We start from the raw sequence: 20,966 nt of genomic DNA, 5'->3' as shown, positions 1-20,966 counted from the left end.
CGTTTCGGTATATGTGCCCAAGACTCGACTCAACCGAACGCGAGTGGGCCGTATGTGTCTACTGCGCGGCCGGACCGACGCACTCGGAATTGCTCGAGCTCGCCGCGGAGCTCGGAGAGGCAATCGCCGACTCCGGCTGGACCCTGGTCTGGGGCGGCGGCAACCTGTCGGCCATGGGCGCTGTCGCCGGGGCGGCGCACGCGCGCGGCGGCCGGACCGTCGGCGTGATTCCCAAGTTGCTGATCCGCCGCGAACTGTCCGACGCTGACGCGGCCAACGAGCTGATCGTCACCGACACCATGCGCGAGCGTAAGCACATCATGGAGGAACGCGCCGACGGATTCATCGTGCTGCCGGGTGGCTTAGGGACGTTGGATGAGCTTCTCGATGCCTGGACTACCGGCTATCTGGGTATGCACCGCAAACCCATCGTGATCCTCGACCCGTGGGGACACTACGACGGTCTGTTGGCGTGGCTGAACGGATTGGTCGATACCGGTTACATCGCGCAGGTAGCAATGGAGCGGCTGACGGTGGTCGATAAGGTGGGCGCGGCGCTGGAGTTGTGCGCACCCGTGTGACCGGGCATGGGCGCCGCGCCCGTCACTTCTCAGCAGCGAATCGAGGGAGAACGTGTCCGATCACCAGGGTGGCGCGCGCGCACGGGTCAAGCTCACCGACGTCGCAGCCCGGGTGCCCGCAGTGCTGGCCGACACCCCGTCGATCGTGCGGGGGGCGGTGACCGGTTTTCTGGCCCGGCCGACGTCCAAGGCATCGATCGGGAGCGTTTTCCAGGACCGGGCCGCCCGCTTCGGTGACCGGGTCTTCGTGAAGTTCGGCGAGCAGCAGTTGACCTATCGCGAGGCCAACGCGATCGCCAACCGGTACGCCGCGGTGCTGGCCGCCCGAGGTGTCGGCCCCGGCGACGTGGTCGGCATCATGCTGCGCAACTCGCCCAACACGGTGCTGGCGATGCTGGCCGTCGTCAAGTGTGGCGCCGTCGCCGGCATGCTCAACTACCACCAGCGCGGCGAGGTGCTCGCCCACAGCCTGGGCCTGTTGGACGCCAAGCTGTTGCTCGCCGAGTCGGACCTGGTCAGCGCCGTCAGCGAAAGCGGCGGCCCGGCCGGCGAGGTGGTGACCGTCGACGACCTGGAGCGCTTCGCCGCCACCGCTCCAGCCCACAACCCGGCTTCAGCCGCGGGGGTGCGAGCCAAGGACACCGCGTTCTACATTTTCACCTCGGGCACCACCGGCTTCCCCAAAGCCAGCGTGATGACTCACCACCGGTGGTTGCGGGCGCTGGCGGTGTTCGGCGGCATGGGGCTGCGGCTGAAGAGCTCCGACACGCTGTACAGCTGTCTGCCGCTGTACCACAACAACGCGCTGACGGTGGCGGTGTCGTCGGTGATCAATTCCGGGGCGACGTTGGCGCTGGGCGCATCGTTTTCGGCTTCGCGGTTCTGGGACGAGGTGATCGCCAGCGGCGCCACCTCGTTCATCTACATCGGCGAGATCTGCCGTTATCTGCTCAACCAGCCGGCCAAATCGACCGACCGCGCGCACCGGGTGCGCGTGATCACCGGCAACGGCCTGCGGCCGGAGATCTGGGACGAGTTCACCGAGCGGTTCGGCATTGCGCGCGTCTGCGAGTTCTACGCTGCCAGCGAGGGGAACTCCGCTTTCATCAACATCTTCAACGTGCCCAGAACCACCGGCGTTTCGCCGTTGCCGCTGGCCTACGTGGAATACGACCCGGACACCGGAGCTCCGCTGCGCAACGAGAGTGGCCGGGTACGCCGGGTGCCCCCCGGTGAGCCGGGCCTATTGCTCAGCCCGGTCAACCGGCTGCAGCCTTTCGACGGCTACACCGACCCGGCGGCCAGCGAAAAGAAGTTGGTGCGCAACGCTTTTCGTGACGGCGACTGCTGGTTCAACACCGGCGACGTGATGAGTCCGCAGGGCATGGGGCATGCCGCGTTCGTCGACCGGCTGGGCGACACCTTCCGGTGGAAGGGCGAAAACGTTGCCACCACGCAGGTGGAAGCGGCGCTGTCGGCCGACCCTGCGGTCGAGGAGTGCACGGTCTACGGCGTGGAGGTGCCCAACACCGGTGGCCGCGCCGGCATGGCCGCGATCAAGCTGCGCGACGGCGCCGAGTTCGACGGGCAATCGCTGGCCCGGGCCGTGTACGGTCGGCTGCCCGGCTATGCCCTGCCGCTGTTCGTGCGGGTGGTCGAGTCGATGGCGCACACCACGACGTTCAAGAGCCGCAAAGTGGAGCTCCGTCAGCAGGCCTACGGCGCGGATATCGAGGATCCGCTGTATGTCCTGGCCGGCCGCGACGAGGGCTATGTGCCGTTCTATGCGGGCTACCCCGACGAAGTGGCGGCCGGCAAACGCCCCCGGGCGTAACGGCGCCGCGGTAGCGCACCCGTTAATCGAGCCGCTTGGCGCGCTGGGGCCAAGCGTGGTCGTCGAGCCTGCGTTGAAGGCGTCGAAACTGCGCCCACAGCGCGCTCACCCCACCGTCGAGTAGCGCTGAGCGCAGGCCCGATGGTCGGGCACTATGTAGACGTGCAGTCAACGCTGTGCGGCCGCCCAGTCGCCGCGGATCGTCCGCTGATCATGGCGATCGTCAACCGCACCCCGGATTCGTTCTACGACAAGGGTGCGACCTTCAGCGACGGAGCCGCCAGAGAAGCCGCCCACCGGGCCATCGATGAGGGGGCCGACGTCATCGATGTCGGTGGCGTCAAAGCCGGCCCCGGGCAGGACGTCGACGCCGGCACCGAGATCGCCCGGCTGCTGCCGTTCGTCGAGTGGCTGCGCGATGCCTACCCCAACCAGCTGATCAGTGTCGACACCTGGCGCTCGGAGGTGGCCCGGCTGGCCTGCGCGGCCGGCGCCGATCTGATCAACGACACCTGGGGTGGTGTAGACCTCGCGTTACCGGATGTGGCGGCCGAGTTCGGCGCGGGCCTGGTGTGTGCCCACACCGGGGGAGCGCTGCCGCGCACCCGTCCGTTCCGGGTGAGTTACGGTACGAGCGCCCGCGGTGTCGTGGACGACGTCATTCGGGAGGTCACCGCCGCGGCCGAGCGAGCAGTCGCAGCGGGAGTAGCCCGCGATCGGGTGCTGATCGACCCGGCTCACGACTTCGGGAAGAACACTTTCCACGGGCTGATGCTGTTGCGCCACGTGGACGATCTTGTTAAGACCGGGTGGCCGGTGCTCATGGCTTTGAGCAACAAGGACTTTATCGGGGAGACTCTGGGGGTGGACCTGACCCAACGCCTGGAGGGAACGCTGGCAGCCACCGCGCTGGCAGCGGCTGCCGGAACACGCATGTTTCGGGTGCACCAGGTCGCGGCCACCAGACGAGTGCTGGAGATGGTGGCCTCCATCCAGGGCACGCGACCTCCGATGCGCACGGTGAGGGGACTCGCATGACGGCATCGGAGTTGGTCGCAGGCGACCTCACCCATGACGCGATCCTGGCGGCCAAACCCGGCGACACCTGGTTGTCGGACCGCAGCTGGAACCGTCCCCGCTGGACGATCGGCGAACTGGTGGCGGCCAAGGCGGGGCGGACGATCTCGGTGGTGCTGCCGGCCCTCAACGAGGAAGAAACCATCGAATCGGTGATCGACAGCATCTCGCCGTTGGTCCGGGACTCCGGCGGCCTGGTCGATGAGCTGATCGTCCTGGATTCCGGCTCCACCGACGACACCGAGATCCGTGCCATCGCCGCCGGCGCCCGCGTCGTCAGCCGCGAACAGGCGCTGCCCGAGGTTCCGACGCGTCCGGGCAAGGGTGAGGCGCTGTGGCGCTCGCTGGCCGCCACCAGTGGCGACATCGTGGTGTTCGTCGACTCCGACCTGGTCAACCCGCACCCGATGTTCGTTCCGTGGCTGGTCGGCCCACTGCTCACCCGCGACGGTATTCACCTGGTCAAAAGCTTTTACCGGCGTCCGCTCACCGTCAGCGATGCCGGCGGCGGTGCGGGGGCCACCGGTGGGGGCCGGGTCACCGAGCTGGTGGCGCGACCGTTGTTGGCGGCGCTGCGGCCCGAGCTGGGCGGCGTGCTGCAGCCGCTGGGCGGTGAGTATGCGGCCAGCCGGGAGCTGTTGACGTCCCTACCGTTCGCCCCCGGCTACGGCGTGGAGATCGGTCTGTTGGTCGACACTTTCGACCGGCTGGGCCTGGACGCGATCGCGCAGGTCAACCTTGGCGTGCGGGCCCACCGCAACCGGCCACTGGCAGAGCTGGGCGCGATGAGCCGCCAGGTCATGGCTACCTTGCTGTCCCGGTGCGGAATCCCCGATTCCGGGGTCGGGTTGACCCAGTTCTTCGCCGTCGGTGACGGCTACACCGAGCACACCTGGCCGGTCTCGCTGGCCGACCGGCCGCCGATGAAAGTGCTGAGACCCCGCTGACCACGCCGATTGTCGGCCGCTTAGGGCAAGATCGACGACGTGGCGTTGGTATTGCTGTACCTGGTGGTGCTGGTCCTGGTGGCGATCGTGTTGTTCGGTGCGGCGAGCCTGCTGTTCGGGCGCGGCGAGCAGTTGCCGCCGCTGCCGCGGGCGACGACGGCGACGGTGCTGCCCGCGTCCGGCATCACCGCGGCCGACGTCGAGGCGGTCAAGTTCACGCAGGTGCTGCGCGGCTACAAGACCAGCGAGGTCGACTGGGTGCTGGACCGGCTCGGCCGCGAGTTGGATGCGCTGCGCGGCCAGCTGGCTGCCGTCCACGGATCGCCCGCCGGTGAAGCCGAGGCCCGGCTGCAGGGCGCCGAGGCAGCTGACGTGGACGCTGTCGCTTACGACCGTCCCAACCCGACGTGAACGACGACGGCTTGGTGCGCTGCGGCTGGGCGGTGGTTCGCGCCGGGCCTGACGCCGAGCTTTACCGCAACTACCACGACCAGGAGTGGGGTCGCCCGCTGTACGGCGGGGTGGCATTGTTCGAGCGGATGAGCTTGGAGGCCTTCCAGAGCGGCCTGTCGTGGTTGACCATCTTGCGTAAACGGGAGAACTTTCGGCGCGCGTTTTCCGGGTTCGACATCGAGGCGGTCGCCGACTACACCGACACCGATGTGCAGCGATTGCTGGCAGACGCGGGCATTGTGCGCAACCGGGCCAAGATCGTGGCCACGATTGCCAACGCGCGGGCTGCTGCCGAGCTCGGGTCAGCGCAGGACTTGTCGGACCTGCTGTGGTCGTTCGCGCCGCCGCCCCGGCGGCGGCCGGCAACCCTATCCGAAATCCCTTCAGCCACTGCGGAATCCGCGGCGATGGCGCGCGAATTGAAACGGCGTGGGTTTCGCTTCGTCGGGCCCACCACCGGCTACGCGCTGATGCAGGCCACCGGAATGGTGGACGACCACGTCCGCACGTGCTGGGTACCTCCCCGGTGAGTATGCGCCGTCGACGGCCCGGTGCCGGGCGGTCGAGGACGGCGGGAATCCTCATAAGTCCCCGTGCAGAGGTGTTGCAGGCATCTCTTGACGCCGGGCGCCGAAAATCCTGCAGGGGGACCGGCAAGCGGGTTTGACAGCCCTGCACGGCCACAGAACCGGGTCTTGTGCACCTGGTGAACCGGAATAGGGAACAATGGAGGGGTGATTTGGCAGTTCAATGTCGGGTACGGCTGGGAATCCACTTACGGGGCATGCTCGGCGCCGACCAGGTCCGCGAGGGCGGGCCAGCTCGAATCTGGAGGGAGCACTCGATGGCGGCGATGAAGCCCCGGACCGGCGACGGTCCTCTGGAAGCAACCAAAGAGGGGCGCGGCATCGTGATGCGGGTACCACTCGAGGGTGGCGGCCGTCTCGTCGTGGAGCTGACGCCCGACGAGGCCGCGGCCCTCGGTGACGAACTGAAGAGCGTTACCAGCTGAATCAGCTCCGGGCGGGTGGTGCGTCACTGGCAGACCTTCCGGTAGATGTCCAGCGTCTGCCCGGCGATGTGCGCCCAGGAGAACTCCTCGATGCAACGCTGACGTCCGGCCTGGCCGTAACGCTTCGCTGTGGCAGGGTCGGCGACGAGCGCATTGACCGCTTCGGCCAACCTTGCCTCGTAACCGCTCGGGTCATCAGGGTCGTAATGCACCAGGGACCCGGTGACCCCGTCGGCGACCACCTCAGGTACCCCCCCAACGTCGGAGGCCACTACCGCGGTTGCGCAGGCCATTGCCTCCAGGTTGACGATGCCCAACGGCTCGTACACCGAAGCGCATACGAAAACCATTGCAGCAGAGAGTAGTTCGCGTAGTTTCCCGATCGGGAGGATGTCGCGCACCCAGAAAACGCCGGTGCGGGTGCGGGCCAGCTGGGCCACTGCGGACCGCACCTCATCGGCGATCCCGGGGGTGTCGGGAGCCCCTGCGCACAGCACCACCTGAATATCCGGGCTGAACTGGTGGGCCGCTGCCAGCAAATGTGGAACGCCTTTTTGCCGGGTGATCCGGCCGACGAACGCCACTATCGGCCGGTTCGGGTCGACTCCGAGTTCGGCCAGTACCGACCCGGTGCGCACCGGTCCGGCCGGATACCACACGTCGGTGTCGATCCCGTTGCGGATCACATGCACCACATCCGGGTCCAGCGTCGGATAGATGCGCAGCAGGTCGTCGCGCATACCGGCGCTGACGGCGATGACGGCGTCTGCGGCGAGCACCGCGGTGTTCTCCACCCAGGACGAGACCTGGTAGCCGCCGCCTAGCTGCTCGGCTTTCCACGGCCGCATCGGCTCGAGCGAGTGCGCGGTCAACACATGCGGGATGTCGTAAAGCAGCGCGGCCAAATGGCCCGCCAGACCGGTGTACCAGGTGTGTGAATGCACGACCGTGGCCGCACTCGCGGCGTTGGCCATCACCAGGTCCGCGGACAGGGTCGACAGTGCGGTGTTGGCGTTGCGCAGCCGCGGGTCGGGCTGATGTGTGATGGCTCCCGGACGAGGCGCGCCCATGCAGTGCACGTCGACTGCGCATAAACGCCGCAGTTGGGATACCAGTTCGGTGACATGTACCCCGGCGCCGCCGTAGACCTCCGGTGGGTATTCCCGAGTCATCATCGCTACCCGCATACGCAGCACCGTAGTTCGGCGACGAGGCGGCCCGCATTGCGGGCAGTTGAGGAGCCGGACGGGTGGGTGGTGTCGGCGACGAGGCGGCCCGCATTGCGGGCAGTTGAGGAGCCGGACGGGTGGGTGGTGTCGGCGACGAGGCGGCCCGCATTGCGGGCAGTTGAGGAGCCGGACGGACCGGCCAATTACCTTGGCCAGCAGCCCGTCACAACGGCGGTTAGACAGGGATGCCCCTGGCAACGGTTCGCGGGTGCCGATAGGTTTGAGGCCATGAGGGAAGCGCCACACGTGCTGGGCGTCGTTTTGGCCGGCGGTGAGGGCAAGCGGCTTTACCCGTTGACGGCGGACCGGGCCAAACCCGCGGTTCCCTTCGGGGGCGCCTACCGGTTGATCGATTTCGTGCTTTCCAATCTCGTCAATGCCCGATACCTCAGGATCTGCGTTCTCACCCAATACAAGTCACATTCGCTGGACCGTCACATTTCGCAGAACTGGCGGTTGTCGGGTTTGGCCGGTGAGTACATCACTCCGGTGCCGGCGCAGCAGCGTCTGGGTCCGCGCTGGTACACCGGCTCCGCCGACGCGATCTACCAGTCGCTCAATCTCATCTACGACGAAGATCCCGACTACCTGGTGGTTTTCGGGGCCGATCACGTGTACCGGATGGACCCGGAACAGATGGTCCGGTTCCACATCGACAGCGGTGCCGGCGCTACGGTGGCCGGCATCCGGGTCTCGCGTGCCGGTGCCAGCGCGTTCGGCTGCATTGACGCCGACGACTCCGGATGCATCCGCAGCTTCCTCGAGAAGCCGCTGGACCCCCCCGCCACCCCCGATGACCCCACCAGCACGTTCGTCTCTATGGGCAACTACGTGTTCACCACCAAGGTGCTGATCGACGCAATTCGCGCCGACGCCGATGACGATCACTCGGATCACGACATGGGCGGGGACATCATCCCGCGGCTGGTGGAGGACGGGATGGCGGCGGTATACGACTTTTCCGACAACGACGTGCCGGGTGCCACCGACCGCGACCGAGCTTACTGGCGTGACGTCGGGACGCTGGATGCGTTCTACGACGCCCACATGGATCTGGTGTCGGTGCACCCGGTGTTCAACCTGTACAACCGGCGCTGGCCCATCCGGGGTGAGTCGGAGAACCTGGCGCCGGCGAAATTTGTCAATGGAGGTTCGGCGCAGGAGTCGGTGGTCGGTGCCGGCAGCATCATTTCGGCGGCCTCGGTACGCAACTCGGTGTTGTCGTCCAATGTCGTTGTCGACGACGGCGCCATCGTGGAGGGCAGTGTGATCATGCCCGGCACCCGGGTCGGCCGTGGCGCGGTGGTACGCCACGCGATCCTGGACAAGAACGTCGTCGTGGGGCCTGGCGAGATGGTGGGAGTGGACCTGGACCGAGACCGGGATAGGTTCGCGGTCAGCGCCGGCGGCGTGGTCGCGGTGGGCAAGGGCGTCTGGATCTGAAGCGTGTAGAACGACACCGGTGAGTGGTCAGACGCCGCCGATCAGTGTCCGATCACGCTTGGGTAGCCGCGTTCATCGCACCCGGCACGGTTTCCAGCGGGTTTGGTAGCGGCGCGGTGCCAGCAACGTGTCGCGGTCTGGACCGTCCGGCGACTGCGTCAGATCGTCGCGCCTGCACAGCCTGCGTTGCAGCCGGACGTGCAGGCTTGTCCGGCCGTGACCGGGTCAGGGGATTTCTGGGACCAGCAGGTGGGCGTCGTAGCGGGGGCCCCAGCGCAGCGTGATTCGACTGCGCGGCGGGTCAGGATAGGCGGCCGGGAATTGACCCGTGAGCGGGTTGCGCGGGGATAACCATCGACCGGCGATCACCAGGCGCAGTTGCTCTCCGGCGCGAAACAACGTCGCCGACGGACCGAGGGCGACATCAACGGCGACCACCTCGCCCGGGGTAGCCGGCCGCGCCCGGACGCACGCCGGGACCGGCTGCCAGGGCCGGGAGGCTTCAGGATCTAGCTCGCGCAGCGCGACCCGCTGCCAGCCGGTGGTGACCCGGTCGCGGCCCCAGCCGTAGGACCCTTCGAATCCGACGAACCGCCCGTCGCGCCACTTCTCGACGCCAACGAACAGGTTCGCGTCTTGGCCGCCGTCCAGCTGCACCCACAGCCGGGCCACCATAGGTCCGGTCAGTTCGATGTCGGACGGCACTGTCCAGTTGAAAGATGCTGCGCGAGAATTTGTTTCGAATGTGACGCTGCCGGCTTTCGGCGGCCTTTCGGCCGTCAGCATTCCAGCGTCGGCAAGATACATTGGCCGCCAACGGGTGCGGGCGAGGGGCCATTCAGCCTCCTCGCGCACCGCGGCGATGGTGTCGCGATCTTCGCGAACCTCGAGCCGAACGCTGCGCGACGTGGGTGCGCCGTCGAGCACGTCGCGGAAGAACTCGAGCTGCTCGGCCAACGCGGACTCGGAGTAGAACGTCTCCCACTTGCCACCGCGATGCGTATAGAGCCGGGCGTGCCGGGAGCCGGCATCGGTGAACGCCCGGATCGAGCCGCGACTGTGCAGGTTGTTGTCGGAGAAGCTGCCGCAGACCAACATCGGCACCGTGATCGCCGATAGATCGGGAACGATTGCGCGCCATTCCTCGTCGCGCAACGGATGATCGGCCTGCATCTGCTCCAGGTCGTAGGCCTGCCGGGTACGACGCACGTTGCGTGACCAAAACCGGGTGAAGCCGACCTCGCGAATTCCGCCGGGAAACGCCAGGTCACGGTAGGCATCGGTGAAGCCCTCCCACGGGCAGATGGCCCGCAGTGCCGGTGGCTGCAGGGCGGCGACGGCGTACTGGCTGATGGCCAGGTAGGACACTCCGAGCATGACCACCCGGCCGTCACTCCAGGGCTGGTCGGCCACCCACTGCACCAGGTCGTAGGTGTCTTCTGCTTCCTGGGCGGAGAGCAGCCTCCCCGTGCCGTTAGAGCGACCGCAGCCGCGCGAGTCGGCATTGACCACGGTGAACCCGTGTGCGGTCCACCAGACGGGGTCCGGCGCCTCCCAACCGGTCAGGGCGGAGAATTTCACCGGCTTGGGTTGGCGCAGCACCCGGTATAGCCGGGGGACGGTCCAGCGCTTGCGCCGCCTGGTCGGCAGATCGTCCTTGCCGTAGGGATGGATGCTGACGACGACCGGTCGGGCGGCCCCGCCGGATCGCCGGAAAACGTTGACCCGCAATACGGTCCCGTCGCGGGTAATGACGTCGACGTCACGCTCGACGAGGACGTCGGCCGGGGGATCGGTAACGGTGACCGGGGGTTTGACGATTCCGCGAATCCGGCTGAGTGCGTACCGAAGAGCCCCCGGCCGTCGCCACGGCCGGTCCAGGGCGGGTGCCGGATCTCTGGCCACGCCGTTACCTTAGAACGTGCCGGCTTGGCAGCAACCGAATTTCGTAGCTCAGATCCGACTTGCTACCAGACGTGGGGCAGTAACCGATAGCGCACCCGCTGCATGTAGTCGCGATATCCATCCAGTTCGACGGCGAGTGCCTTCTCCTCGTCCAGAATGCGGAAAACGAGGGCGAGCATCCCCGGGATGACACCCAGCAGCCCCCAATAGGAGCCGAGCGCAAGCGGCATGCCCACCATCAAGATCACGTTCCCGACGTACATCGGGTGCCGCACGAACCGGTAGAAACCGCTGGACACTACCTTCTGGCCCGCCTCCACCGTCACCGTCGCGGCGGCGTAACTGTTCTGGACGACCACCAGCATGGCGATTCCGAGTCCGGTCGCGACGAGTAGGTCGCCGACTACGCATACCGCCATCGGCACTGCCGACCACCCGAATCGATGGTCGAGCACGCTGAGCACCATGATGGCGAAGACACCGACGAACGCGCCCATGATGATGAATTTTTGGGCAGTTCTGGTTTCCGCGCGCGGTCCCGCGTGCATGCGCCGCTGCAGTGCGGCCGGGTTTGTCCGGGCCAGGTAGATGCTGGGCACCATCGTTGCAACCGTGAATACTGCGATGAAAACCCATGCCTGCCAATAGTTGAACGTGCCCGCAGGGTAAAACAGCACGAATCCGAATACGGCCAGACCGGCCAGCCCCGAGATCACGGCCCGCAGACCAGTTTTCATATCCCCTCCCGATGCTCTCGGCTAACTCCGCATGTCACGCCGTTGAAAAGCCACGGCGCCCAACGTGGTCAATCCCGCATCGATCGCCAGCAGCCACAGCAGTGGCTCGGCGGTGAAGTCGCTGCCGCCAACTCGCGGAGTGTGTGCGAAAGGTTCCAAGTCCAGCACCCACTGCGGGAACCCCGACAACGAACCAAGCAGGTACAACGCGACGAAGCCGACCAGCACCCCCCACGCCACCGGGGTGAACCGCGGTGCCACACCGAACAATGCGATGGTCACCGCGGACAGCAGCCAGACGCCCGGCAGCTGGACCGCCGCGGTGGCGACAGCGGTGGTCAGCTTGCCGCCGAGGTCGCCGGCGGCGGCGCCGTAGGTAAGGCCGGTGACCACGCCGCCGAGCAGTATCGCCGCCGCAGGCGCGGCCAGCGCGATCACCAAATGGCTTGACAGTAACCGAATCCGGGACACCGATCCGGCGAGCAGGGTCTCGGCGTGCTGTGCGAGTTCCTCCTGGTGCAGGCGTAGCGACACCGAGACGGCGAACGCGGCGGAGATCATGCCCAGCATGGTGAAGCCCACCGCGACAAAGGCTTGCTCCAGCACGCTGGTGCCGCCCAACCGCGCGACGATGTCTCGTACCGCGGTGCCACTGCCCAACTCCTGTCCGATGCCGTGCACCACGCTGCCGATCAACAGGCCGTAAAGCACCAGCCCCACGGTCCAGACCAGCACCGCGCCGCGGTCAAGCCGCCACGCCAGCCCGAAGACGTTGCCCAGCCAGGGTGCGGCGGCGACGGGGCCGCCGCGTTCGGCGATGAGCCCGGCGCCGACGTCGCGGCCGGCGAGCAGCCGATAGGCCACCACGGTCAGCGCGGCGGCCGTCGCCAGGTGCAGTAGCAACACCCACCAGTGATCCCCCGCATAGGGCCTGACCTGAAGTGACCACCCCAGCGGGGAAAACCAGGACAGCGCGCCCGATCCGGCGTCACCGACGGCCCTTAGCGCGAACACCGTGCCGAGCACGGCGAACGCGACACCCCGGGTCACTCGGGCGCTGGGCGATAGCTGCGCGGCGACGGCGGCCACGGCGGTGAACACCAATCCCGACCCGGCCAGGGCCGCGCCGAAGGCCAGCGACCCGGCTGGTGCCACCTTGGTGGTCAGCAGCCCCGCCGCACCGATAGCACCGGTAGCGATCGATGCCGAAAACGACAACAGCAGTGCCGCACTGAGGCTCGCGTAGCGGCCGACGGCGGTGGACTCGATCAGCTCGGCGCGGCCGGTCTCCTCGTCGGCCCGGGTGTGGCGGATAACGGTGAGGATGACCGCCACCGCGATGAGGGTGTGAAACATTCCGGCTTTCCAGACGCCGACGGCGCCGAGACTGTCGTTGTAGACCTGACCATAGAGCGCTCGCTGGGCCGGGCTGGCCGCGATCGAGGCCACGAACCCCGCACGATCCTGCTGGGTGGGGTAGACCTTCTCGATACTGCTCACGTACACCGTGGCCAGCGGCGCCGAGAGCAGCAACACCCACAGCGGCAACACCACGCGGTCGCGACGCAGGTAAAGCCGCAGCAGTCCGAGGGTGCCGGTGAAAGCCGAGCCGCGTGGCGGTGCAGATTGTGGTTCGGGGCGCGGGCGATTCAGCGTTGCGGTGCTCATGTCGCCGGTACCTCCTGGGCGTGTTCGCCGGCGCGCGAGCCGACGCTGTAGTGGCGCAGGAAAAGTTCCTCGAGCGAAGGTGGTTGGCTGACCAGACTGCGCACCCCGGCGTCACCGAGCACCCGGACCAGTTCACCCAGGCTTTCGCTGTCGACCTGGGCCCGCACCGTGGTGCCCTCGACCGTAACGTCCTCGACGCCCTTGATCCTGGTGAGATCGCCCGGGTCGCCGATCATTTCGGCCTTGATCGAGGTTCGGCTGAGGTGGCGCATGGATTCCAATGAGCCGCTCTCGACGGTCTTGCCGGCCTGAATGATGGTGACCCGTTCGCACAGGGCTTCCGTTTCGGCCAGAATATGGCTGGAGAGCAGGATGGTGACCCCACGGTCGCGCGCTTCCTTGACACATTGCTGAAAGACGTTCTCCATCAACGGGTCCAACCCGCTGGAAGGTTCGTCCAGCAGCAGCAGCCTGGCCCGTGACGAAAATGCCGAAATCAGGGACACCTTCTGGCGGTTGCCTTTCGAGTAGGTGCGTACCTTCTTGCCAGGGTCGAACTCGAAGCGCTCGATCAACTCCGCCCGAAGCTTCTCGTCGATACCCCCCCGCATCCGAGCCAGCAGATCGATCGTCTCGCCACCAGTCAACGTCGGCCACAATGTGACATCCCCTGGAACATAGGCAATTTGGCGGTGCAACTGAACCGCGTCAGCCCAGGGGTCGCGACCCAGCAGCCGCGCACTGCCGCCGTCAGCTTTCGCCAGGCCTAACAGGATCCGGATGGTGGTCGACTTCCCGGCGCCATTGGGTCCGAGAAATCCGTGCACCTCGCCTTCGTGCACGGTGAGGTCAAGGCCGTCGAGCGCACGCACCACCCCGAAGTTCTTGATCAGCCCTCGAATATCGATGAGGGTCGAGGCGTTGTCACTGGACATCGGATTCTCCTTGCTTCTCTTCGGCGAGGAAGGCCTCGTACATGGAGCGATCAGTCAGCAGGCCCTCGGTGTAGACCTCTAGCGCCGGCAGCACCATGTCGCGCGTGTAATCACGGAGTACCGCACGCAGATCGGTTGGGGTTGAGTGCATTTGCAGGTACAACAGAAAGCCGCCACCGCCGGTGATGGCCAGGTATTTGGCCCTGGCTTGCGGGTCGCGGCTGGGGTTGACGGTGCCGGCGCGCACTCCTTCTTCGAGGTAGTCTTCGGCATTGTCGATCATCGTCTGCCACAACGTCATTGCCAATTCACCGCCGGATTGCATGCTGCGCACCAGGTAGGCCATCAGTGGTGCGTAGGACTCGACTTGGGCGAGCTGGCCGAGCCAGGTGGCCGGGTCGTTGGACTGCATGGCCGTCGACTTTTCGCTGCGGATCTCTTCGGCGACGTAGTCGTCGCAGGCCTTGCGCAAACCCTCCTTGGAGCCGAAATGGTGGATGACCAGGGCGGCGCTCACTCCCGCGGCTTCGGCGATGGTTCGCAGTCCAACGCCGAAGCCATGCTGACCGAACTGCTCGATGGCCGCGTCTCTGATGCGGGCCGCCGCAGTCAAGTCGACTGAACGCATGTTCAGTAGGTTAAACGGTCGTTCAGGACAAAGTCAAGGAGGTGGCCTGTGTCTCTGCGGGCCTTTGTTCAGTTCTGCAAGACCGCGGACGCGGCCGCCCATGCGTCATCGGCCTACCGAGTGGCCAACCGACGCGGCAGCCGACGAGATGCCGGACCTTCCCTATGTGATGTCGGCCTCAACGCGTTTCGTGCGATTACGCAATTTGGGATCGATAGCGGCGCCGCCAATGTGTACTTGGGCGCAGCAAAAGAACATGCTCCCTGAGGATGGGCGCGGACATGGAAGGGCCGGGCGCCGCGACTGCGGGTGCCGATGTTCGGTGCGACCCGGTCTGCCACGGCACCTTGCCCGGGAGACCCAGTTGATTTTCGGGTTCGAGACCTGGCGACTGGCTGGGACATGAACATCTGCCACGAATACCACCAGGTATCAGGCCAGCCAGGGGTCTATGCCGAAGGCCCACTTGACCCGGGCACGTTTGTCTGCCCGCCGATTTCGTTCATGTGCCCCTGATCGTTGGCCGGTGCGCCTCGCTGGATTATCGGCCTGAGCAGTGAAGCACTGGGTGTGGAGGGGGCGGTCGGGAACTCGTGGACGCGAGGCTTGTTTGCCATCAGGTACCTGAGGGCAACATGTTCGCGTTGCTGCCTCCTACCGCCGGAATCTGTTCGGCGGCGATCAAGCCCAGGCCGATCCCCGCGGCGGTCACGGGTGGATCCACCGTGGACGATTCGACGCGAACGTCGTAGAAGCCAGACGAGCACTCGGCCAAATCCGAGCTTTCTCCTAATCCCGGACGGCGGCCAGCAGCCCATCACCCAGCGGCACCAGTGCCGGGGTGAGCCGTTCGTCCTCGGCGATCAGTCGGGCCGCCTCCCGGACCGCGGTCACCTCGGCGTCGCGTGCCGCCGGATCACCGGCCCGTCCGCCCAGCGCTGCCCGGTGCACCACGATGACCCCGCCGGGTCGCAGCAACCGCACACCCTCGACCACGTAGTCCGGTTGGTCCATCGGGTCGGCGTCGACGAATACCAGGTCATAGGCTTCGTCGGCGAGTCGGGTCAACACCTCTTGGGCACGCCCGCCGATCAGTCTGGTGCGCGACGGTCCGATTCCCGCCTCGTGGAAGGCCTGCTTGGCGAGCCGTAGGTGCTCGGGCTCGATATCGATTGTGGTCAGCACGCCGTCATTGCTCATGCCGGACAGCAACCACAGTCCGCTGACACCCGCTCCGGTACCCACCTCGGCGACCGCCTTGCCGCCGCTGAGCTTGGCCAGCAGGCTCAGCAGGGCGCCGACCGCGGGAGTCACCGCTCCGGCGCCGATGTCCATGGCCCGCTCACGGGCGCTGGTCAGGATCGCGTCTTCAGATATCGACCCCTCGGCGTGCGCAGACATCAGTTCGGCTCGACTGGGGGCCTGCGGGCCGTGGGCGACCGAGCTGTCACCGGTGCCGTCCATGTCGGCAGCGTATGCCGGATCGGCGACGCCGTCGGGCAGGCGCGCCCGATGGCCGGACCTGCACCCGCACCGCGCAGCCGCTGCGGACACGCCCGGGATGCGTCGCGCGATGAAGGTCACCCCGCCACCGAAAAGCCCAGGAAAATCCAGGTAACAAAATGGTTTCTCAGCTAAAGCTCAGTTTGCTCATATACCGCCCACACGCCGGTACGCGACGGTATCGGTATGGAACGAGGCGGACGCTGGGCGGGGAATACTGAGTGGCAACTTCGCGTTGCCGGAGACGAGCTGCCAACTCTTGATGGCAGGGGAGTTCCGGAGGGACAGGACATCGCCACTTTGAGCACGACAACCATGTCTCACCCCCGACAGATCCGCGATGACGAGTGGGTCGAACCGTCCGACGGGTTGCTGGGTACGGCTGTATTCGACGCGACCGGGGACAAGGCCACAATGCCGTCGTGGGACGAGTTGGTGCGCCAGCACGCCGACCGGGTGTACCGGCTGGCCTATCGGCTCTCCGGCAATCAGCACGATGCCGAGGACCTGACGCAAGAAACGTTCATCAGGGTTTTCCGGTCGGTCCAGAACTACCAGCCGGGGACCTTCGAGGGCTGGTTGCACCGCATCACCACCAACCTGTTTCTCGACATGGTCCGCCGCCGGACCCGCATCCGGATGGAGGCGTTGCCCGAGGACTACGACCGGGTGCCTGCCGACGACCCCAACCCCGAGCAGATCTATCACGACGCACGTCTGGGGCCCGATTTGCAGGCTGCCCTCGATTCGCTGCCGCCGGAGTTCCGTGCCGCAGTCGTGTTGTGCGATATCGAAGGTCTGTCCTACGAGGAGATTGGCGCCACCCTCGGTGTCAAGCTCGGCACCGTGCGGAGCCGGATTCACCGCGGACGCCAGGCGTTGCGCGACTATCTTGCCGCCCATCCCGAACACGGCGAGGCTTACGCACGACCGGCCAGGGCAGGCGGTTAAGACGCTCGCCAGCAAGCCAACCATCGGTTTGGCTACTTCGTGGTTGCCAACTGGTCCCAAATCCTCGGGTTTTACTCGCTGAAGATGGTTATCCGGCACCGGGCCGCGCTACATTCGAAATACCAAGCCAACAAATGGCTAGATGACGCCTGGAAAAGGCTCGAAAGCGCAGGGAAGGAGCCGGTGATGGCCGACCGGGGACATGTGTTTCGGCGCGCGTTCTCCTGGCTTCCCACCCAATTCGCTTCCCAAAGCGATGCGCCGGTCGGTGCGCCGCGTCGGTTCCGGTCCACCGAGCACCTCTCCATCGAGGCCATTGCCGCGTTTGTCGATGGTGAGCTGACAATGAACGCCCACTTGCGCGCGGCGCATCACCTGTCGCTGTGCCCGCAGTGCGCTGCCGAAGTAGACGACCACAGCCGTGCTCGTGCCGCGCTACGCGACTCGCGCCCGATCCGCATCCCCAGCACGCTGCTCGGGTTGCTGTCCGAAATCCCGCATCGGCCGTCCGACGACGCGACCCCGCTGCCGGATCCCTTCGTTCCGCGCGATGTCCGTGGCCAGCGGAAGCGTCGCTAGCTTGGTTGGCTGCACCCCGAATGAAGGCCGGCCGGCTGCTGGCTTCAGCCATCAGAAATGTCACGGATACTAGGGTGGACACCGATAACGCCGCGTCCGGCAGGGCGGGCCGTCGTGGTCCGTGTCGCCAACGCTCAGCAGAGAACCAGAAGAGGATCACGTGACCTCCGACCAAGGCAAAAACAGTGGCAGTACCGGTGTGGGGGACGGCGGCCCCCGCCTGGCGCCGCGTCCAGTCTTTCGGCCACCGGTCGATTCCGCATCGCGTCAAGCGTTCGGGCGACCATCGGGGGTGCAGGGTTCGTTTGTGGCAGAGCGAGTGCGTCCGCCGAAGTACCAGGACCAGGCCGAGTTCCGAGCGCACGAGCAACCAGCCGACCCGGTGCTGGAGGAAGCCTTCAGCCGGCCACCCGGCGGCGTCGACTCGCTGCAACGCCACCCCATCGACGCCGGGGCGCTGGCCGCCGAAAAGGACGGCCAGCAGGACGAGCCTGATGATCCGTGGCGCGATCCCGCCGCGGCGGCCGCGCTGGGAACCCCGGCACTGACCCCGCCGCCACCACACAGCGCGCTGGGCCAGCGGGGCAAGCTCGGGGTGCGCGATGTGCTGTTCGGCGGCAAGGTGTCCTATCTCGCGCTGGTTGTCCTGGCCGTCTTGGCGCTGGTGATCGGGGTGATCGGCGGTGTGATCGGTCGCAAGACCGCCGAAGTCGTCGAGGCGTTCACGACGTCGAAGGTGACGTTGTCGACCAGCGGCAACGCCGAGGAGCCGGCCGGCCGGTTCACCAAGGTGGCCGCGGCGGTCGCCGACTCGGTCGTGACCATCGAGTCCAAGAGCGACCAGGAGGGCATGCAGGGCTCCGGCGTCATCATCGACGGTCGCGGCTACATCGTCACCAACAACCACGTGATCTCCGAGGCCGCCAACAACCCCAGCCAGTTCAAGACGACCGTGGTGTTCAACGACGGCAAGGAGGTACCCGCCAGCCTGGTGGGCCGCGATCCCAAGACCGACCTGGCCGTCCTGAAGGTCGACAATGTCGACAACCTGACCGTGGCCCGGCTCGGTGACTCCGGCAAGGTGCGAGTCGGCGACGAGGTGCTGGCCGCCGGAGCCCCGCTGGGACTGCGCAGCACCGTGACCCATGGCATCATCAGCGCACTGCACCGCCCCGTCCCGCTGTCGGGCGAGGGTTCGGACACGGATACGGTGATCGACGCGCTTCAGACCGACGCCTCGATCAACCACGGCAACTCCGGCGGTCCGCTGATCGACATGGATTCGCAGGTGATCGGCATCAACACCGCCGGTAAGTCGCTCTCGGACAGCGCGAGCGGACTGGGCTTCGCCATTCCGGTCAACGAGATGAAGGTGGTCGCCCAAACGCTGATCAAGGACGGAAAGATCGTCCACCCGACGCTGGGTATCAGCACCCGTTCGGTGAGCAACGCGATCGCATCGGGTGCGCAGGTGGCCAACGTGAAGGCCGGAAGCCCCGCGCAGAAGGGCGGAATTCTGGAAAACGATGTGATCGTCAAAATCGGCGACCGAAAGGTGGCCGACTCCGATGAATTCGTCGTCGCCGTGCGGCAGCTGACTATCGGGCAGGACGCGCCGGTGGAGGTGGTCCGCGAGGGTCGCCACGTCACGCTGACGGTCAAGCCCGAACCCGATACCAGCTCATGATGATCGCAAGCGCGGCGCAGCCGGGCGCAGCGGGTCATCACCATCCGACCTGATGTTCGCCAACGTCGGTTGGGGGGAGATGCTCGTACTCGTCGTGGTCGGGCTGGTGGTGCTTGGCCCGGAACGGCTCCCCGGCGCGATCCGCTGGACTGCGGGCGCGCTGCGTCAGGCTCGGGAATACCTCAGCGGCGTGACCAATCAGCTGCGCGAGGACATGGGGCCTGAATTCGACGACCTTCGCGGGCACATCAGCGACCTGCAGAAGCTGCGGGGCATGACGCCGCGCGCGGCGCTGACCAAGCACCTGCTCGACGGCGACGATTCCTTCTTCACCGGCAACTTCGACCAGCCGGCCGCCGCGACTCCGGCGCAGCCGGCCCACCCGACGCCCGGGACGGAACGGCCCGTTCCCGACGAGCCCGCCCGTCCTCCGTTCGATTCCGACGCGACCTGAACAGCCGCTCAGCGCCGGGTCGGGTCGAGCCCCAGCGACATGCCGGCCAGCCCGCGCCGCCGTGAGGCCAAGCTCTCGGCAATGTTGAGCAGCTCTTTACCCACCGCCGAATCCGGCGCACTCAAGACCAGCGGCACGCCCGAGTCACCGGCGGCCACTAGCGCCGGGTCCAGCGGGATCCGACCCAGCAGCGGCACGTCGGCGCCGATCGCGCGGGTCAGCCGCTCGGCCACCTGCTGACCTCCGCCCTCGCCGAACACCTGCAGCGTGCTGCCGTCCGGCAGCGTGAGCCCGGACATGTTTTCGACGACGCCGACGATCCGCTGGCGGGTCTGCAGGGCAATGCTGCCGGCCCGTTCGGCCACTTCGGCGGCGGCCAGCTGCGGCGTGGTCACCACCAGGATCTCGGCGTTGGGAATCAGCTGAGCCACCGAAATGGCGACGTCGCCGGTCCCGGGCGGCAGGTCGAGCAGCAGCACGTCCAGATCACCCCAGTAGACGTCGGCCAGGAACTGCTGCAGCGCCCGGTGCAGCATCGGCCCGCGCCACACCACCGGCGTGTTGCCCTCGGTGAATTGCGCGATCGAGATGACCCGCACCTCATGGGCGATGGGCGGCAGGATCATCGACTCCACCTGCGTCGGCCGGTCGGTGGTACCCATCATCCGGGGAATGGAATGGCCGTGAATGTCGGCGTCCAGCACGCCGACCGACAGGCCACGGGCGGCCATCGCCGCGGCCAGGTTGACCGTGACGGTGGACTTGCCGACGCCGCCCTTGCCCGAAGCGACGGCATAGACCCGGGTCAAGGAGCTTGGCTGGGCGAACGGGATGACCGGTTCCCGCGCGTCACCGCGCAGCTGTTTGCGCAACTCGGTGCGCTGCTCGTCGCTCATGACGTCCAGGCTGACCCGGACGGCTCCGGTGCCGGGAACGTCGGACACCGCCCGGGCGACACGCTCGGTGATTTCCGACTTCTTCGGGCAGGCCGCGGTGGTCAGGTAGATCCCGACATGGACCTCGCCCTGCGGGCTGACGTCGATACCCTTGACCATTCCGAGTTCGGTGATGGGCCGCCGTAGTTCGGGGTCGATCACTTTCGCCAGCGCGGAGCGAACTGCGGCGGTCAGGTCGGCGGCGTCATCTCGAGTTTCGGACATCAACGCCGAGTTTATGCGGCGGCGGCTCCGGCCGGCCGGGCGGTCGACCGGTCAGCTCACCGGGGTGAGCATCGGCCCGCCCGGCACGGGCGTGGTGGGCGCCGGGGCATGCGAAGGCCCGGCCGGTTTCGGCGACGCCGAGCCGGACGGTGCCGGGGCAGCCGGTGGTGGCGGGGCTGGGGC

At 66.9% G+C, this 20,966-nt stretch carries 20 protein-coding genes; 12 read left to right on the top strand and 8 right to left on the bottom strand.

Features of this window, described 5'->3' with window-relative positions:
• Positions 1–11 precede the first annotated feature (11 nt).
• The 7 genes from EET03_RS20120 (at position 12) to EET03_RS20090 (ending at position 5,904) form a co-directional block, all read left to right on the top strand.
• Positions 12–581, top strand: a complete 570-nt coding sequence (locus EET03_RS20120; RefSeq protein ID WP_075543156.1) for a TIGR00730 family Rossman fold protein — start codon at positions 12–14, stop codon at positions 579–581.
• A 52-nt stretch (positions 582–633) separates the two neighbouring features.
• Positions 634–2,415: a long-chain-acyl-CoA synthetase FadD6 gene (fadD6, locus tag EET03_RS20115; RefSeq protein WP_075543157.1), complete on the top strand. Its 1,782-nt coding sequence runs from the start codon at positions 634–636 to the stop codon at positions 2,413–2,415.
• Between the two features lie 213 nt (positions 2,416–2,628).
• Positions 2,629–3,453, top strand: coding sequence for a dihydropteroate synthase (gene folP, locus EET03_RS20110; RefSeq protein ID WP_425271542.1), 825 nt, complete (start codon positions 2,629–2,631; stop codon positions 3,451–3,453).
• Positions 3,450–4,439, top strand: a complete 990-nt coding sequence (locus EET03_RS20105) for a glucosyl-3-phosphoglycerate synthase (protein WP_063470289.1) — start codon at positions 3,450–3,452, stop codon at positions 4,437–4,439. The genes folP and EET03_RS20105 overlap by 4 nt, the downstream gene beginning before the upstream one ends.
• A gap of 39 nt (positions 4,440–4,478) precedes the next feature.
• Entirely contained in the window at positions 4,479–4,850 is a 372-nt protein-coding gene (locus EET03_RS20100) for a DivIVA domain-containing protein (protein ID WP_075543158.1), read from the top strand.
• Entirely contained in the window at positions 4,847–5,422 is a 576-nt protein-coding gene (locus tag EET03_RS20095; protein WP_075543159.1) for a DNA-3-methyladenine glycosylase I, read from the top strand. The genes EET03_RS20100 and EET03_RS20095 overlap by 4 nt, the downstream gene beginning before the upstream one ends.
• Positions 5,423–5,736: 314 nt before the next feature.
• On the top strand, positions 5,737–5,904 hold the full coding sequence (locus EET03_RS20090; RefSeq protein WP_011211259.1) for a DUF3117 domain-containing protein: 168 nt from the start codon (positions 5,737–5,739) through the stop codon (positions 5,902–5,904).
• 23 nt (positions 5,905–5,927) lie between these two features.
• On the opposite strand, the gene glgA is transcribed toward EET03_RS20090, so the two are convergent.
• Complete coding sequence (gene glgA, locus EET03_RS20085; RefSeq protein ID WP_075543160.1) at positions 5,928–7,091, bottom strand: glycogen synthase; 1,164 nt, start codon at positions 7,089–7,091, stop codon at positions 5,928–5,930.
• Positions 7,092–7,361: 270 nt separating this feature from the next.
• On the opposite strand from glgA, the gene glgC reads away from it, so the two are divergent.
• Positions 7,362–8,576, top strand: a complete 1,215-nt coding sequence (glgC, locus tag EET03_RS20080; protein WP_075543161.1) for a glucose-1-phosphate adenylyltransferase — start codon at positions 7,362–7,364, stop codon at positions 8,574–8,576.
• 225 nt (positions 8,577–8,801) lie between these two features.
• Here glgC and EET03_RS20075 read toward each other — a convergent pair whose 3' ends face one another.
• From EET03_RS20075 to EET03_RS20045, 6 genes are all read right to left on the bottom strand, one after another.
• Positions 8,802–10,481, bottom strand: a complete 1,680-nt coding sequence (locus tag EET03_RS20075; protein ID WP_075543162.1) for a CocE/NonD family hydrolase — start codon at positions 10,479–10,481, stop codon at positions 8,802–8,804.
• A gap of 62 nt (positions 10,482–10,543) precedes the next feature.
• Positions 10,544–11,218: a methyltransferase family protein gene (locus EET03_RS20070; RefSeq protein ID WP_075543163.1), complete on the bottom strand. Its 675-nt coding sequence runs from the start codon at positions 11,216–11,218 to the stop codon at positions 10,544–10,546.
• Positions 11,219–11,239: 21 nt separating this feature from the next.
• Positions 11,240–12,886: an ABC transporter permease gene (locus tag EET03_RS20065; protein WP_099193689.1), complete on the bottom strand. Its 1,647-nt coding sequence runs from the start codon at positions 12,884–12,886 to the stop codon at positions 11,240–11,242.
• Positions 12,883–13,821: an ABC transporter ATP-binding protein gene (locus EET03_RS20060; protein ID WP_075543164.1), complete on the bottom strand. Its 939-nt coding sequence runs from the start codon at positions 13,819–13,821 to the stop codon at positions 12,883–12,885. The genes EET03_RS20065 and EET03_RS20060 overlap by 4 nt, the downstream gene beginning before the upstream one ends.
• On the bottom strand, positions 13,811–14,449 hold the full coding sequence (locus tag EET03_RS20055) for a TetR/AcrR family transcriptional regulator (protein ID WP_075543165.1): 639 nt from the start codon (positions 14,447–14,449) through the stop codon (positions 13,811–13,813). Before EET03_RS20055 ends, EET03_RS20060 begins: the two co-directional genes overlap by 11 nt.
• Positions 14,450–15,238: 789 nt before the next feature.
• Positions 15,239–15,913 carry an O-methyltransferase gene (locus EET03_RS20045; RefSeq protein ID WP_075543171.1) on the bottom strand — a complete coding sequence of 225 codons (675 nt, stop codon included), beginning with the start codon at positions 15,911–15,913 and terminating at the stop codon, positions 15,239–15,241.
• A gap of 225 nt (positions 15,914–16,138) precedes the next feature.
• On the opposite strand from EET03_RS20045, the gene sigE reads away from it, so the two are divergent.
• From sigE to tatB, 4 genes are all read left to right on the top strand, one after another.
• The gene (sigE, locus tag EET03_RS20040) at positions 16,139–16,903 is read left to right on the top strand and encodes an RNA polymerase sigma factor SigE (protein ID WP_075543166.1); all 765 of its coding nucleotides are present in this window, start codon (positions 16,139–16,141) and stop codon (positions 16,901–16,903) included.
• Between the two features lie 186 nt (positions 16,904–17,089).
• Positions 17,090–17,482, top strand: a complete 393-nt coding sequence (gene rseA / locus EET03_RS20035; protein WP_075543172.1) for an anti-sigma E factor RseA — start codon at positions 17,090–17,092, stop codon at positions 17,480–17,482.
• 160 nt (positions 17,483–17,642) lie between these two features.
• Positions 17,643–19,169, top strand: coding sequence for a serine protease HtrA (gene htrA / locus EET03_RS20030; RefSeq protein ID WP_075543167.1), 1,527 nt, complete (start codon positions 17,643–17,645; stop codon positions 19,167–19,169).
• Between the two features lie 52 nt (positions 19,170–19,221).
• The gene (gene tatB, locus EET03_RS20025; RefSeq protein ID WP_063469232.1) at positions 19,222–19,623 is read left to right on the top strand and encodes a Sec-independent protein translocase protein TatB; all 402 of its coding nucleotides are present in this window, start codon (positions 19,222–19,224) and stop codon (positions 19,621–19,623) included.
• Positions 19,624–19,631: 8 nt separating this feature from the next.
• Here tatB and EET03_RS20020 read toward each other — a convergent pair whose 3' ends face one another.
• Positions 19,632–20,783, bottom strand: coding sequence for an Mrp/NBP35 family ATP-binding protein (locus EET03_RS20020; RefSeq protein WP_075543168.1), 1,152 nt, complete (start codon positions 20,781–20,783; stop codon positions 19,632–19,634).
• Between the last annotated feature and the right edge of the window lie 183 nt (positions 20,784–20,966).

Origin of the sequence: Mycobacterium innocens (assembly GCF_900566055.1) — a bacterium.
GTDB classification, from domain to species: domain Bacteria; phylum Actinomycetota; class Actinomycetes; order Mycobacteriales; family Mycobacteriaceae; genus Mycobacterium; species Mycobacterium innocens.
Note: the sequence above shows the minus strand (reverse complement) of the source record. Positions and strands in the feature narration are given on the sequence as shown.